We start from the raw sequence: 15,141 nt of genomic DNA on the forward strand, positions 1-15,141 counted from the left end.
ATCATCTCCAGCATGATGGGTGAGATATCTTATGCAAAGCTTGCGTTCTTGACCTTCAGGAGAGGGATGTCGGTCTTCATACTCCGCACGCCTTTGATCCGTGCAAGGTGTTCACTCTGAAAACGTCTCAGTCCTGGAAGGTCTTCTGCAACAACGCGCAACAGGAAATCACAATCTCCCGCAAGGACATGCGCTTCCGTCACCTGCAGAAGCTTCCCAATTTCCTCGACGAAATGCTCGGACTGTCTCTCGTCTTCTCCCGTCAGCCATATCCTGACAAAAGCCGTCACACCAAACCCAGCTTTCGCGGGATCAACGACGGCGACATACCCCTCGATGACGCCACTTTCTTCCAGCAGCCGCACGCGGCGCAGGCATGGCGATGGAGAAAGCCCGACGCGCCTGGCAAGCTCATTGTTGGGGCAGCGTCCATCTTCCTGAAGAACACGAAGAATACGCCGATCGATCGCATCCAGTTTCATTGGCATCTTATATCAGGAATGAGTGCACTAGCGCAATTGAATGCCAGATATTGATGGTTCAATTGGCATAAACGCAACCCCATGCCCGCTGGTCCGCGCTATCCTGCCATCTCTCCCATCCGATCCGGAGCGTAACCGGAGACCATGAAAACACCTTGGTATCCCTGTGGGTTTTCTTGTAAAGCGACGCATTTTCGATGAATTTGCATACACTTCTTGCCTTCTGGACGATCTCCATCCTCCTTGCCGCAACTCCTGGTGCTGACTGGGCGTATGTCATTTCTGCCGGAATACGTGATCATGCCGCAGTCGTTCCCGCTGTGTTCGGTCTGTTCCTGGGATATATCGCCATTACCGGAACAGTCGCGGGCGGTATCGGTGCGCTTGTCGCCAGCATGCCGCTTGCGATCACCATTCTGACATTTGCAGGCGCGGCCTATCTCATAAAACTGGGCATTTCCCTGCTGCGTCATCCTCCCTTGCCAAAAGAGGGACATGAACGGGAAACTGGTGCGCGACGCTGGATTACCAAAGGGTTCGCCATCAGTGGCCTGAACCCAAAGGCTCTTCTGTTTTTTCTCACCCTTCTGCCCCAGTTTACAAATCCAGGTTCATCATGGCCGATTTTTTTAAAGATCGGGATCTTGGGCATCATTCATACAATAAACTGCGTATCCATCTATCTGATGGTCGGATCTGGCGCGCGGACAATATTAAGCAGCCGCCCCAGAGCATCCATCGTGACCGGCTACATATCCGGAGTGATCATGATTATGCTTGGTCTGGGTCTGGCATCGGAAGACATCATAAAATTACTTCATTCATGACGATGGAATATGGAGAGCGAAGATATTGGAAACTGGTTTCCTGCATAGATTTCGTGGATTTAGAGTAAAGCCCGTTGTATCGATTTACCGATTTCCATAAATGTCGAGACTGCGGGGTTTTTTGTAGTGATCGGCGCGCGAAGGACAACGTCAAGTTGAGGCGCATCTGTCAAAGCCCGTGATATCAGCCCTGCCCCCAGTTCGGTACACAGCGATGCGGGGATGAGGGCTACGCCCAACCCTTTTGCAACAAGCTGAATGATCGTGTGCTGCAACCGCGGTTCAAGCACGACATGCGGGACAATTCCCCTGGCCGAAAAATAGCTGTTGATCGCGGATCGCAGAGCCGGCGCCGTCGCGGCAGGTGCCGCGATGATCTTCTCCTCGCGGAGTCCCTCAGGACCAATCTGCCCGGTCGTGGCAAGGGGATGGTCCTTTTGCATGATGATGCGTAACCGTTCCCTGGCCAGCAGCACGGTCTGCAGGTGTGGCGCATATCCGCAGTCAAATGTTACGGCGGCATCCAGTGTTCCAGCCACCAGCATCTCATCGATTTCTGTCGGCGTGCGTTCATCAAGCACAAGGCGGACGTCCGGCCTCGCCTCTGCATAAAGCTGCACGAGTTGCGGCACGACACTGTGGGCGGCATGCATCATGAATCCAAACCGCATCTCGCCTTTCATGCCGCTGGCGACCAGCCTGACATCACGACAGGCGTCCTCAAACTGCCCCAGCACGTTTCGGCAGTCTTTCATGAAGTGTTCCCCGGCCGGGGTCAGCGCCACGTTGCGCGAGTTTCGTTCAAACAGCTTCACGCCCAACGTGCGCTCGATCATCGCAATCTGGCGGCTGAACGGCGGCTGGCTCATGTTCATCCGCTCGGCGGCCCGACCGAAATGAAGCGTCTCCGCCAGAGCCATGAAATACCGCATATGCCGCGTGTCCATCTGATACCCTGACAGCATTAATCGTGAACCATATGAGCATTGGATTATATCAATAGCGTCCGGTAGCGTCACGCTTTTGCTGACCGCCCGAGATCCCTGATGCTGAACAATCTGCTGATCGTCCTGCCTATCTTTGCCCTCATCCTCACCGGATGGATCGCACGCAAATCGGGTGCGCTGGGTCCCAATGCCACGCGCGAGGTCAATCGGCTCGTAGTCTATCTTGCGTTGCCCGCGGTGCTATTCGACATCGTGGCGAATGCAAAAATGACCGATCTGTGGGAGCCGGGATTCATTGCGGCGTTCACGCTCGGCTGTTTTATCGTGTTTGCCGGGACGCTGTGGTGGCGGGTGTCGACGGGACATCATCTTGCCGATGCCGCCATTGACGGACTGAACGCGAGCTATGCCAATACAGGGTTCGTCGGTTTCCCGCTTGTCCTGTCTCTTGTCGGCGTTACCGGCATGGCGCCGACGCTCATCGCCACGATCGTAACGGTCTGTGTGCTGTTTGTCATAGCGATTGTTCTGATCGAGGCCGGACTGCAGACCGAAGCACGACCGCGCGACATCGTTGCGAAAACGCTCTTTTCGCTGGTGAAAAATCCTTTGCTGGTGGCGCCAGCACTTGGTGGCCTTGTCATGGTATCCGGTGGCCACCTGCCGGAACCGGTTCATGCCTTCCTGAAGCTTCTCGGCGGGGCTGCATCCCCCTGCGCCCTGATCGCCCTCGGTCTGTTCCTTGCCGGAAATTCGGCCGGTGCTGCGTCTGCACGCCCGTCGACTGCTGCCATTCTTGTCGGCCTGAAGCTGATCGCCCAGCCTCTGGTTACATGGATCATCGCAGCGCCCGTGCTGCATTTGCCGCCAGCAATGACACATATTGCCGTGCTTCTTGCCGCACTCCCGACAGGAACCGGCTCGTTCATGCTGGCGGAATTCTATGACCGGGAAGCTGCCCTTACCGGACGTGTCGTCCTCGCCTCCACCGTGTTCTCGATTGCAACAATCTCGCTCTATCTCGCCTTTGCACCCGCATAGGGACGCTTACGCGCATTGTCGATGAAGTCGCGGGCCAATAATTTCCACCAACCAATCCACGAACACCCGTACACGCGGGGAAAGCTGCCTGTTGCTCGGATAAAGCACAGAAACCGGCGTTGGCGTGGGTGGGAAATCAGGGAAGACTTCAATCAGTGTGCCATTTGCAAGGTCATCCTCAAAGCCATAGCGCGGAACCTGCACAAGGCCAAAGCCAAGCCTGGCCGCTTCGGCATAGGTATCAACGCCGCCGACCAGCAGGCGTGCGGGAAGCGAGACCTCGATCACTTCATCTCCGCGCGTAAACTCCAGTGGCAGGGGCTGGCCGGTGCGTGAGGATACGAAGCCGATCATCTGATGCCCCTGCAGATCGTCGGGGGAGGCAGGCGTTCCGTGCCGCGCCAGATAGTTCGGGCTGGCGACCGTCACCTCTTCCATCACGCCCAGCGGCCGGGCGATCATGTCGCTATCCGGCAGGGTTCCGGTCCGGACCACGCAATCCACCCCTTCGCGCACCAGATCGACAAACCGTTCGCCCTCGCCAAGATGAACGGTTAGCGCCGGATGGCGCGCAAGGAAGGCCGGCAGCGCTGGCAGCAGGATCATGCGCGCCAGACGGCCAATGACGTCAGCGCGCAACAGACCGGCTACAGCCCCACTCGCACCACGATCGGCATCTTCAAGGTCCGCCAGGATCGCCACACACCGGCGATAATAGGCGGCGCCTTCCTCGGTAGGCCTGACGTGGCGGGTGGAGCGTTGCAGCAGTCGGGTGCCGAGCCTTTGCTCCAGCGCCTTGATCGCAGCGGTCGCAACCGGGCGGGAGACGCCGCAATCGGCTGCCGCGGCGCTGAAGCTGCTGCGGTCAACAATGCGGACGAAGAGGTCGAGTGTGGCAAGCCTGTCCATGGGATTATTCCATGCCGCAAAACAATGCTGACCGAAAGTGCTGTCTTATCGAACGGCCGATGGTGTGACCAAGATTGGTCCCTCACCAGTTGGAGATTCCTATGCCTGCAACAAACACCATTGCCATCGTCACCGGCGGAAGCCGTGGACTGGGCCGCGCCACCGTTGAGGCCCTCGCCCGACGCGGCGTCTCGTCCATCTTCACCTACCACACCAACAGATCCGCAGCCGATGAGGTGGTTGAGAATGTCCGGCGCAGCGGCGCCCGCGCGGTGGCCCTGCAACTTGACACCGGTGACACGCACGCCTTTCCTGCCTTTGCCGACGAAGTCCGGCGGGTGCTGGGCGAATGGGGAGCAGAGCGTTTCAATTATCTGGTCAACATGGCCGGCACGTCCCATGAGGGGCTGTTTGGCGAAGTGACGGAAGAGGATTTCGACGCCGCCTACCGCGTTCACGCCAAAGGGCCGTTCTTCCTGACGCAGACCCTGCTGCCGCTGATTGCGGATGGTGGCCGGATCGTGAACATCTCATCGGGCCTGACACGCTTCGCCTATCCCGGCAGGGTTGCCTACGCGGCCATGAAGGGTGCGGTGGAAGTCATGACGCACTACATGGCCAAGGAACTCGGCCCACGCCGCATTGCCGTCAATACGGTAGCGCCGGGTGCCATCCAGACGGATTTCTCGGGGGGCATGGTGCGGGACAATCCGGACATTGCCCGTCATATCGCGGAGATCACCGCACTTGGGCGTCCCGGACTTCCCGATGATATCGGCCCGATGATCGCCTCGCTCCTGTCCGAGGATAATCGCTGGGTCAACGCGCAGCGGATCGAAGTCTCCGGCGGTCAGGCCATCTGAAGGCTGGCCATTCCACAAATGGAACGCCACAGTGATATACGAAGCGCCTCGGAGACCACGTCTGGTCTTCGGGCGATGAGCGATAGTGGGCCCGGACACAGGATGAGATGATCATAACCAGTCTCCATAGGCCCATGTCAAAATACCTGCACTGCACGATGATCGTGGTGACTGCCTGCGCGCTCCTGCCAATAGTGGCTTATGCCAGCGACCACATTGCCCCGGGGATCACTGCCAATATCGTAGATCCGGGTATCAATGAACGTGTCATGAATATCCCTCTCAATGCTGGCGGGTCTATCAGGGCCGTCTTCGGTTCTCCGGCCCGGCCACAGGCAACGATCATCATGTTCCCGGGCGGCATAGGTGACATCGGCCTCGGGCAGGACGGGCGCATCCGGCATGGTGACAACTTCGTCGTGCGAACGCGCAAGGCATGGAACAAGCGCGGCTATGCGGTTCTCATTCCGGACACAGTTGGTCACCGCAATCTTCGAGGGCAGCGTAGTTCCGCGCGTTATGCCCAACTTATCGAGGATATCATCGCTTTCGTGCATAGACAGGACTCAGGGCCTGTTTTTCTACTTGGTACAAGCCAGGGCGCCATTGCAGCCGTCAATGGCGCGGCCCATGCCGCTTCAGGGGATATTGCCGGTGTCGTGCTGACTGAATCGGTATCCGTTATGGGCGTCAGCGGGGAAACCGTTTTCAGCGCCCATCCAGAGAAGGTGCAGGCGCCTGTTCTCGTTGTCGCCAATCGCGATGACCGATGCAATGTTGCCCCGCCACAGGACGCAAAGCGAATTGGCGCAGCCATGACAGGCAGTCGTGAAGTCACCGTGTTAATGGTGGCAGGCGGTACAACCCGGTCTGAAAAGAACTGTGGTTCGCTTACGCCACACGGCTATTTTGGCATTGAGGCAGAGGTCATTACCCGCATTAGTGCTTGGCTGGAGGCCACGATCAGGACTGCTTCCTTGAAATAGAACAGCGCTTTTTCCGGAATATGGAATAGCGCGTCCCCCACCATCAGGCATTTCTTATGGCGGCAATCAGCCAAGTCGCGACCGAATGAACCGGCAATGTCCAGTCTCTGTCTGCTCACGTCCTGAAGGCGATCAATACTTCGGCGATGAATAATCATCAAATATCGTATTTCCCGGAATCTCGGGCTGTCTGATGATGGATTATTCCATCGCGAGGAAAATGAAGCCAGCCGTCTCCTTGATTTCTGCAAATATTCGCAGCCAATCTCAATCAGCAGCTTTGTTCCGCTGGACAGAATGCGCATAGCGATCTCCCCACGTTTTGAGCGCCTGAATGACCGGCTTCAGCGTCTTTCCCAGATCGGTCAGGGCGTATTCCACATGCGGGGGCACCTCGGGGAAGACGGTGCGTGACACCAGCCCGTCCGCCTCGAGTTCGCGCAACTGATTGGTCAGCATCCGCTGTGTGACGTTGGGCAGGCGGCGGCGCAGTTCGCCGAACCGCAGCACCCCGTCCTCGAACAGGTGGTACAGAATCAGCGCCTTCCACTTACCCCCAAACAGTTCGAGCGTAGCTTCCACCGTGCAGCCGGGACTGCAGGCCAGCGTGGTATGACGGATGCGGGGCATGGTATCATTCCTGACACTAGTGGCGGTTTATGTGCGTTCTTGCGCACGCCGCTGGCTGGGTCAATGTTTACATGCGGGCCGGACGGATGGCCTGCATTTGTAAACAGGGTTGATCATGTCTTCATCTTCTTTATTCGGGCCTATGCGGCTGGGCGACCTGTCGCTTGAAAACCGGATCTTCCTGCCACCGCTGACACGCTGCCGCAGCACCCAGCCCGGCGATATTCCCAACGCGCTGATGGCCGAGTATTACGCGCAGCGCACTCAGGCGGGTTTCCTGATTACCGAAGGCACGCAGATCGAACCCCGCGGACAGGGCTATGCCTGGACACCGGGCATCTACTCCCCTGAACAGGTCGCGGGCTGGAAACTGGTCACCGATGCGGTACACGCAAAGCGGCGACCCATCTTCGCACAGTTGTGGCATGTTGGCCGCGTGTCCCACCGGGCATTGCAGCCCGGTCATGAGGCACCGATCGCCCCGTCCGCCGTGGCCGCAACAGGTGTCAACGTGTTCATCCCCACGGGGCCGGGCACGGGAAAGCTGGTGCCGCCCGACATGCCGCGCGCGCTGACCGTTCCTGAAATCCATGCAATGGTGGAGATGTATGCACAGGCAGCACGTAATGCGCTGTCTGCCGGGTTCGATGGAGTGGAAATCCACGCCGCCAATGGCTACCTGATCAACCAGTTCCTATCCGAACGGGCCAATTTCCGCACCGATGCCTATGGCGGTAGTCTGTCCAATCGCCTGCGCTTCCTGCGTGAAGTGGTCGAGGCCGTCTCCGCCGTGGTCACGCCTGACAGGCTGGGCGTGCGGTTTTCCCCGCTGTTCGGCACGACCGCGGAAGAGCGCGTGTATCTCGGCCTGCTGGAAGACAACCCGGCGGAGACCTACACGCAAGCCGTGCGCGTGCTGGCAGAGGCAGGCATCGCCTATGTCTCGCTGGCCGAGGCTGACTGGGACAATGCGCCCGAAATGCCGGATGCCTTCCGCGCCAGCGTGCGCGACATCTTTGGCGGCCGCATTCTGTGCGCAGGCCGGTACGACCTGCACAAGGCACAGCATGTGCTGGGTCATGGATGGACGGACGTGATCGGCTTTGGCCGGAAGTTCATCGCCAATCCGGATCTGCCTGCGCGGCTGGAACATAACTGGCCGCTCAATCTGCTGGACCCGGCGACGATGTATGGCGGCAGCGCACATGGCTACACCGACTATCCTTTCCACAATCAATAAACAGGGAAACGGACCAATGAGTTTTTACCAGACCCTCAACCCGACCACGGAAACCGTGGAACGCACGTTTGAACTGCATACCGCCGCACAGATGAAGGCGATTGTGGATCGCGCGGACCATGTGTGGAAGACCGACTGGAAAAAGCGCGACATCGCAGCCCGCAAGGTCATCATGTCAAAGGCCGCCGCCCTGCTGCGCCGCGACCGGGTGGCGCATGCGCGCCTGATCGCGACCGAAATGGGCAAGGCGCTGCCTGACGCGCTGGAAGAAATCGACATTACCGCCGATATCCTGTCCTTCTATGCCGATGGCGCGGCAGAATTCCTCGCCCCCACGCATCTGAAGGTCAAGGAAGGCCACGCAAAGATCATCAACCAGCCGCTTGGCCTGATCTACTGCATCGAGCCATGGAACTTCCCCTACTATCAGTTGGCTCGCGTAGCGGGGCCGAACCTGATGGCGGGTAACGTGGTCATCGCCAAGCACGCGCCCAACGTGCCGCAATGCGCGCTGGCCTTTGAAAAGCTGTTCCACGATGCAGGTGCGCCTGTCGGCGTCTATACCAACATCTTCCTCGACAATGACCAGTCCGCTGAACTGATCAAGGATGTCCGCATCCGTGGCGTCGCCCTGACGGGCAGCGAACGCGCGGGCCAGACGGTCGCGGCCGAAGCGGGTGCGGCGCTGAAGAAGGACACGATGGAGCTTGGCGGCAGCGACGCCTTCATCGTGCTGGATGATGCGGACCTTGAACTCGCCGTCAAATGGGCAACGTGGGGGCGCTTCGCCAATAACGGGCAGGTCTGCACGGCGGCCAAACGAATGATCGTGCATGAAAAGGTCTATGACGCTTTCCTCGCGGGGCTGAAGAAAGCTATCACGCAGTTCCGCATCGGCGACCCGCTGGCCGAGGGTACCACCCATGGTCCGATGAGCAGCAGGAAGGCACTCGACACCGCACTGGCGCAGACCGAAGAAGCGGTCAAGGCAGGGGCGACGCTGGAGGCCGGGGGCAAGCGGATGGAGCGGACGGGCTTCTTCATGGAGCCGACCATCCTGACCAACGTGTCAAAGGACAACCCGGTCTTCTATCAGGAGATTTTCGGCCCCGTTGCCGTCGTGCACAAGGTCGCATCCGAACATGAGGCCATCGAACTGGCCAACGATTCCCCCTATGGCCTCGGCGGTTCTGTGTTCTCCCGCGACCTTGGCCGGGCGGAACGGGTGGCCGAAGCGGTCGAGACCGGCATGATGTTCATCAACACGGCCACGGCCGCAGCACCCGAACTGCCCTTTGGCGGGATCAAGAATTCGGGCTTTGGCCGCGAACTGTCCTTCCTGGGTATTGAGGAGTTCATCAACCGTAAGCTGATCCGTGTCGCCTGATAGGGGATGTGTGTTTTCTGCCCCGGATAAAATCCAGTCCGGGGCAGAAAGAGAGATTCCGAACCCAGAGCCGACCCGGTTGATCCAACCACACCGCATGTTCCGGCATGAGAAGGCCCTCTAGCCCGTTACGATACTGCTCACGTCAAGAGACCAGCAGGCGTTTCCGCGTGATCTTTCCTGATACGGTGGTCGGCAGATGCCTGACGAAGCGGACTTCTTTCAGGCCAATCCAGCGCCCGAGGACTTCGTTGACCCGCGCAACGATTTCCTCGGAAGAAGGCGCGCATTCCGCTTCGGGATCTGGAACCACATAAGCGACAGGTCGCTGCCCTCGCAGTTCGTCCGGAATTGCAACTACGGCACACGCATGAACGGCTGGATGGGTGGCGATGATCTTTTCGACCTGCACGCCGGAAATCCGCCGTCCTGCGACCTTGATGACATCATCGGAACGCCCGAGCATATGCACGGCGCGGCTGGCCTCGATCATGCCTTCGTCGAAGGTACGATAATACTGGCCGGTCTCGTCCAGGTAAGCTGTGGGAACATGGATCGCTCCATCCTTCCATACGCCAGCCAGGCAGCCGGGTGGCAGCGGTAGGGACAGGACAATCTCCCCGCACTGTTCACCCGGCATGGACGGCACGATGGCCGGGCGAAATCCCGGTGCGGGCCGCCCAATGTCATTCATAAGCGAGACCGGCTCGCGCTCGGGCAGGCCAAAGAAATGGGCTGTGATGCTCCACCCGGTTTCGGTCTGCCACCAGTGATTGACCACGGGTTTGCGAAAATGAGACCGCGCCCAGTCCAGCAGGGTCGGGTCTGCATACTCCCCGGCCACGAAAATGCGGGCCAGTGCGGGCAGGATCGCTCCTGACAGATGACGGCTTTCCTGTCGCATGAGTCGCATCTGTGTTGGCGTCGTGAACAGGCATTTCACCGCGTGCTCATGACAGAGCGCGTGAATGACGGAAGCAGATGCGCCCCCTTCCACGATTACGCTGGTGCAACCGCTAATCAGCGGCGCATAGACGCCATAGGAATGGCCGACGACCCAGCCCAGATCCGATGTGGTGAAGAAAGTATCGCCGGGTTTACAGCCATAGATAAGTTCCATTGACAGCGCGAGGGCTACGGCATGACCGCCATTGTCACGCACAATACCTTTCGCATGACCTGACGTGCCAGATGTGTGAAGAATATAGAGAGGATCTTCGGAACGCAGCAGGGCCGGCTCTGCTGGCGCGGAGAGTTCCAGCATATGGAAATCATGATCCCGCACCGGCAGAAGTGAGGCCGGACAGACTTTGCGCTGCACGATCACGCAGGCCTGCGGTCTATGCGCTGTTTTGGCCAGCGCCTCATTCAGGGCAGGTACGGATGGAACGGGTGTTTGCCCCTGAAAGCTGCAACTGGCGGTGATGATGACTTTCGGCGCCACGTCATCAATCCGGCGCGCCAGTTCAGGCCCGGCATAACCCGCAAAAACCACGACATGTACGGCACCGATCCGCGCACAGGCCAGCATGGCAATAGTCGTTTCGATCATGGTCGGCATGACGATCAGGACACGGTCGCCTTTTTCCACCCCGAGCGAGCGCAGACTACCGGCAAACCCGGCTACCCTACCCTGGAGTTCCCGGTAAGTTACCACCTTCCGTTCCCTGGTGGCGCAGGAATGCCAGATCAGGGCGGTCTGTCCGCCGCGACCATTTTCAACATGCCGGTCCACGGCATTGTGGCAGGTGTTGAGCGTGGCGTCAGGAAACCAGTCATGCCAGCCATCCGCCCGTGCCCTGCATGCGGTCACTGGCGGATGCTTCCATGTGACGCGCTGTGCCGCATCCAGCCAGAATGTCTCAGGCTGGTTCAGGGCTGAGTCATACATCACTTCATATGTGGTCCATGGAAGCATGGCGCTTACCTCCGTTCAGGCTACGGGCACGTCTTTGCCGGTGATCTGGCTGGCCAGCCACGCCGCATCACGCGAGACACCGGAGAACCGTCCCGATCCCCATGTGTGCAGCCACGGCAGGCCGAGGAAGTAGAATCCCGGCGCGTCGGTCACGCCGCGATGCCAGACCGGCTTGTTGGCCCCGTTGAAGACCGGCACGTCAATCCAGCGATAGTTCGGTCGGAAGCCAATGCACCAGACGATCGAGGTGATGCCCGCGGCCTTCAGGTCCAGTGGCGCGTTGCTACCATCGGGCTCCCAGACGGGTACATAGGGCGCTTCGGTGGGAGCACTAATCCCTTCACGAGCAATGTAGGCGTCAATGGATTTCTTGATATCGGCATTGGTCTTGTCCGCATCATCAAGGTTTTCCGCAAGATCCGGCGCGAAGTGCGCGATTTCGTCACGAATGGTCTCAAGCGTGCCATGCAGGCCCACGCCCTCCTTGGCAAAGAGCCGCAGATCAAGATCATGGCCTCCATTTCGGCCCGTGACGTAATGATTGGTCTTGTCGCGTGCGCCGTCACGCAGGGGGTGATTATCCACCGTCAGATCATAGAAATGCATGTCCGCAAGCCAGTCCACCACGTCGCGGCCACGGTAGAAGCGCGAGACGCGCGGGGCGGAGCCGACGCAAAGGTGGACCTTGCGTTTTTCAAGGAACAGGTCCTCGACAATCTGCGCGCCGGACTGGCCGCTGCCCACGACCAGCACAGCCCCTTCAGGCAGCTGGGCCGCGTTGCGGTAATCCTGCGAGTGAACCTGATGGATGGCAGGGTCGATCGCGCTGGCGTAACCGGGGATCACCGCATCCTGATACGCGCCCGATGCGATGACCACATGCTTCGCGTGCCACGTCTCACCACCTGCCACCACGCGATAGCCACCACCTTCATGGCGGGTGATGGAGGTAACGGCTGTGTGCTCGCGCAGGGGCGGATTGAAGGAGGCGACAAAGCCCTTCACGTAGTCAATAATTTCCTGCTTCACCATGAAGCCGTGCGGGTCTTTCCCCTTGTAGGGATGACCGGGAAGTTCGCACTGCCAGTTGGGTGTGACCAGGCAAAAATTGTCCCAGCGTTCATCGTCCCACGAATGGCAGGCCGTCTTTGCCTCAAAGACGATGTGCTCCACTTTCTCGCGGCAGAGATACCAGCTCATGGAGAGCCCGGCCTGTCCGCCGCCCACGATGATAACGGGGATGCTTTTCTCGTTCTGTGTCATGGTCGTTCTTTTCGTTTCAATAACTGAAAGACAGGACGCGCACCTGCGCGTCGGACTGGTTCAGAAAAGGCGCACCGGCCTGCCTTATGGCCTGAAGCTGGCCAAGGGCGCGGCTGCATGGGAAGCCGTAGCGGGCGCGAACCCGCTCGCTGGCGTCCGTCAGGGCGGTGTCCGCCTTTTCAAGAAACTCCCGGACCGGATAATCCTGACCGGGCGTGAAGTGGTCCCTTATGACCAGCGACGGGGAGTAACAGTCAGTCTCCTTCCCATCGGGCCAGCGCACACGAAAGGTCATTTCGGGCATGGTGAAAGAGCTCCTGAAGCAATGGCATCAGTGCGCGACCGCGTTGCCAGACACCGATATGCGGGGAGGTGCCGACTGGCGACGTGGCTCCAGTCGAAACGGCGGGCCGCTGCGGGGCCGCTAGCCCGGAAATGGTCACGGCTTTCGACGCGCAGGGCGTCGCGCAACGCCATGAACAAGGTGTCGGGGCGCGCCGGTTGGCACCACAGCGCATCCGTTGCCGAAAAATGCTCCGTGAAAGGTGTGATTGCCGGCACAATAACAGGCGTGCCGCAGGCCAGGGCTTCCAGCGGGCACAGCCCGAACCCTTCGGTTACGGATGGATAGGCCAGCACGTCCGCCTGCCGGTAGAATGAAGGCATGTCCTCATCCGCAACCGGCCCGGTAATGGTGACATGATCGGCCGCACCGCTTTCGCGCAGACGCGCCATGAACCGGGTGCGGTAGGTGGAATGATCCAGCAGCGAGGCCCCGCCTGCTACCACCAGATGCACATCAGGCCGCTCGCGGCGAAGGGCCAGAAATGCGTCGAGCAGTTGCAACGTGTTCTTGCGCCGCTCGATCCCGCCCACGGACAGGATCAGGCGCTGGCCCGCAGGCAGATGATACCGCGCCCGCAACGTGGCATCGTGCGCGGTTTCTACGGGCGAAAAGCGCACGGGATCAACCCCGTTGCCCACGACCGGGGCTTCGCGGCCATGGTCGTTGCGCAGGACATCTTCCCACATTGTGCTGACGGTAAACAGTTCGGCCGCCGCCCTGATCCCCCGTTCCTGCCGCGCGGCAAGGACCGGGTGCGTGAAATGGTCAAGATGGTGGACCGTGCGGGCAAAGCCCGGTATCCGTCCCTCTTCCACCAGTTCGGCCAGTGCATTGGCGCTGATCGGGTCCTGCGCATGCAGCACGTCAAAATGCTGCCCACGCAGGGCGTCCCTGATCTCGCCAATGCGGCGTTCCACCAGCGTTGGCAGGTCGGTCTCAGGCACGGCCGGGATGCAGTTTGTGGCGCAGCGGGGCGTGCGGAAGAAACCGGCCCCTGTCACGTCCGGCGCAATCAGCGTTGCGTCATGGCCCGCGTCACACAGGGCTTCCGCCAGCGCCATGCCGTGCACCACACCACCGCGCGGATTGGTCGAATGGGTCAGGATGCCAATGGACAGACTCATGACACAAACCCCATGAGCGGCGTCCGGGCGAGATCCCAGAAGGTTTCTTTCTCCCCGTCCCATATGATATCAAGGCGTCGTGTCATATCGCACTGTCCGATGATGGCGGCAGTGATCCCGCGTGCCTGAAAACGTGCGATAATTGCCCGGGCATCCTCGGGCCGGGCTGTCAGCAGATAGCCATAGCTGGGGAATGCGGACAGCCAGCGTTCCATTGGTGCATCGTCGGGACGTGGAATGTCATCGAGCGTGATGGTCATGCCGATACCCGAACATTCGGCCAGCATGAGCGCGGTGCCCAGCAGTCCGGCCATGCTGATATCCTTGGCAGCGCGGCTCAACCCGTCCTCGGCAATGCCGGGCAAGAGATCGAGATCATCTCGAAGGCGTGCCGCCCCCTCAGTATGACACAGTGCGGAACTGGCATCCCAGAACGGGTGCGGGTCGTGCCAGCGGCCGCGCAGGTCGATGGCGGCGATCAGGACTTCGCCCGGTCGGGCATCGAAACTGGTCAGCAGATGACGGGCACGGCCAAGGATCGCGACTGACAGCGAATTATGGGTGCTGCGCATGTTGGTATGGCCGCCGACAACCGGCACGCCATAGGTGCGCGCACCTTCATGCAGACCAGTCAGAATGGACGCGGCCGCCTCGGACGTATCGCTCCACAGCGCGTCCACTACAGCTACAGGGCGACCGCCCATCGCCGCGATGTCACTGATATTGACCATCACGCCGCAATACCCGGCAAACCACGGCATTGAGCGGACAAAGCTGTCCTGAAACCCCTCGCTGGCCAGCAGGAGATAGCCATCGCCATCCGGTATGGCGGCGCAGTCATCTCCTAGGCGGATACCATCGCTTGTGTCCCGACCAAGAATTGCGACGGTTTCGGCAATATCCTGCTTGCCCGCAAGGGCCCGACCGTGTCGAAGCGTGCGCAGCAGTGTCGTCAGTTCGTGTGCCATCATGCCACCTGCCGGTTACGGGGCTGCGGGCGCAGCAGCCAGGTCTGATCCTGACCATGCGCCGGATAGCGTGAGAGGTCGGCCTGCATGTCGTGATGTGGCAGCCCATGCAGGGTCATGGCTCCAAGGCTTTTCCAGTACAGGCGACGGAAGAACAGCACGTTCTGTTCCTGTACCTGGGCCAGGAACCGCGTGGCCCCAAGCCCGTGC

The 15,141-nt window shown here is 59.9% G+C and carries 16 protein-coding genes; 6 read left to right on the forward strand and 10 right to left on the reverse strand.

The annotated features are described in order from the left end of the window. Nucleotides 1–29: 29 nt before the first annotated feature. Nucleotides 30–482, reverse strand: coding sequence for an Lrp/AsnC family transcriptional regulator (locus AC1RQ9_RS17230; protein ID WP_159264354.1), 453 nt, complete (start codon nt 480–482; stop codon nt 30–32). Nucleotides 483–679: 197 nt separating this feature from the next. Here AC1RQ9_RS17230 and AC1RQ9_RS17235 point away from each other — a divergent pair, with 197 nt between their 5' ends. After that, entirely contained in the window at nt 680–1,309 is a 630-nt protein-coding gene (locus AC1RQ9_RS17235) for a LysE family translocator (protein WP_159264352.1), read from the forward strand. Between the two features lie 59 nt (nt 1,310–1,368). Here AC1RQ9_RS17235 and AC1RQ9_RS17240 read toward each other — a convergent pair whose 3' ends face one another. After that, the gene (locus AC1RQ9_RS17240; RefSeq protein WP_217420398.1) at nt 1,369–2,274 is read right to left on the reverse strand and encodes a LysR family transcriptional regulator; all 906 of its coding nucleotides are present in this window, start codon (nt 2,272–2,274) and stop codon (nt 1,369–1,371) included. Nucleotides 2,275–2,355: 81 nt separating this feature from the next. Between AC1RQ9_RS17240 and AC1RQ9_RS17245 the strand changes: the two genes are divergently transcribed. Beyond that, nucleotides 2,356–3,297, forward strand: a complete 942-nt coding sequence (locus tag AC1RQ9_RS17245) for an AEC family transporter (RefSeq protein ID WP_159264348.1) — start codon at nt 2,356–2,358, stop codon at nt 3,295–3,297. Nucleotides 3,298–3,303: 6 nt separating this feature from the next. Here AC1RQ9_RS17245 and AC1RQ9_RS17250 read toward each other — a convergent pair whose 3' ends face one another. Next, nucleotides 3,304–4,206 (reverse strand): LysR family transcriptional regulator, encoded by a 903-nt coding sequence (locus tag AC1RQ9_RS17250; RefSeq protein WP_159264346.1) that lies wholly within the window; start codon nt 4,204–4,206, stop codon nt 3,304–3,306. A 101-nt stretch (nt 4,207–4,307) separates the two neighbouring features. Between AC1RQ9_RS17250 and AC1RQ9_RS17255 the strand changes: the two genes are divergently transcribed. Both AC1RQ9_RS17255 and AC1RQ9_RS17260 read left to right on the forward strand, forming a co-directional pair. Continuing rightward, on the forward strand, nt 4,308–5,069 hold the full coding sequence (locus AC1RQ9_RS17255) for an SDR family NAD(P)-dependent oxidoreductase (protein ID WP_159264345.1): 762 nt from the start codon (nt 4,308–4,310) through the stop codon (nt 5,067–5,069). A gap of 134 nt (nt 5,070–5,203) precedes the next feature. Further along, entirely contained in the window at nt 5,204–6,055 is an 852-nt protein-coding gene (locus AC1RQ9_RS17260) for an alpha/beta hydrolase (protein WP_159264343.1), read from the forward strand. A 267-nt stretch (nt 6,056–6,322) separates the two neighbouring features. On the opposite strand, the gene AC1RQ9_RS17265 is transcribed toward AC1RQ9_RS17260, so the two are convergent. Beyond that, nucleotides 6,323–6,685, reverse strand: coding sequence for a winged helix-turn-helix transcriptional regulator (locus AC1RQ9_RS17265; protein WP_159264443.1), 363 nt, complete (start codon nt 6,683–6,685; stop codon nt 6,323–6,325). 115 nt (nt 6,686–6,800) lie between these two features. On the opposite strand from AC1RQ9_RS17265, the gene AC1RQ9_RS17270 reads away from it, so the two are divergent. Beyond that, on the forward strand, nt 6,801–7,925 hold the full coding sequence (locus tag AC1RQ9_RS17270; RefSeq protein WP_159264440.1) for an alkene reductase: 1,125 nt from the start codon (nt 6,801–6,803) through the stop codon (nt 7,923–7,925). A 16-nt stretch (nt 7,926–7,941) separates the two neighbouring features. After that, complete coding sequence (locus AC1RQ9_RS17275) at nt 7,942–9,312, forward strand: NAD-dependent succinate-semialdehyde dehydrogenase (RefSeq protein ID WP_159264438.1); 1,371 nt, start codon at nt 7,942–7,944, stop codon at nt 9,310–9,312. A 145-nt stretch (nt 9,313–9,457) separates the two neighbouring features. Here the strand turns inward: AC1RQ9_RS17275 and AC1RQ9_RS17280 are convergent, their stop codons facing one another. From AC1RQ9_RS17280 to AC1RQ9_RS17305, 6 genes are all read right to left on the reverse strand, one after another. After that, the gene (locus tag AC1RQ9_RS17280) at nt 9,458–11,230 is read right to left on the reverse strand and encodes an AMP-binding protein (protein WP_159264436.1); all 1,773 of its coding nucleotides are present in this window, start codon (nt 11,228–11,230) and stop codon (nt 9,458–9,460) included. 15 nt (nt 11,231–11,245) lie between these two features. Further along, nucleotides 11,246–12,493: an MSMEG_0569 family flavin-dependent oxidoreductase gene (locus tag AC1RQ9_RS17285; RefSeq protein WP_159264435.1), complete on the reverse strand. Its 1,248-nt coding sequence runs from the start codon at nt 12,491–12,493 to the stop codon at nt 11,246–11,248. A 16-nt stretch (nt 12,494–12,509) separates the two neighbouring features. Next, complete coding sequence (locus tag AC1RQ9_RS17290; protein WP_130732860.1) at nt 12,510–12,797, reverse strand: MSMEG_0570 family nitrogen starvation response protein; 288 nt, start codon at nt 12,795–12,797, stop codon at nt 12,510–12,512. After that, complete coding sequence (locus tag AC1RQ9_RS17295) at nt 12,785–13,963, reverse strand: MSMEG_0565 family glycosyltransferase (RefSeq protein ID WP_159264434.1); 1,179 nt, start codon at nt 13,961–13,963, stop codon at nt 12,785–12,787. Before AC1RQ9_RS17295 ends, AC1RQ9_RS17290 begins: the two co-directional genes overlap by 13 nt. Next, nucleotides 13,960–14,934: a sll0787 family AIR synthase-like protein gene (locus AC1RQ9_RS17300; RefSeq protein ID WP_197461670.1), complete on the reverse strand. Its 975-nt coding sequence runs from the start codon at nt 14,932–14,934 to the stop codon at nt 13,960–13,962. The genes AC1RQ9_RS17295 and AC1RQ9_RS17300 overlap by 4 nt, the downstream gene beginning before the upstream one ends. Beyond that, nucleotides 14,931–15,141 (reverse strand): MSMEG_0567/Sll0786 family nitrogen starvation N-acetyltransferase (locus tag AC1RQ9_RS17305; RefSeq protein ID WP_485987934.1); only part of this gene is annotated, 211 nt, incomplete at its 5' end. The genes AC1RQ9_RS17305 and AC1RQ9_RS17300, both read right to left, overlap by 4 nt.

This window comes from Komagataeibacter ossonobensis (genome assembly GCF_057359305.1).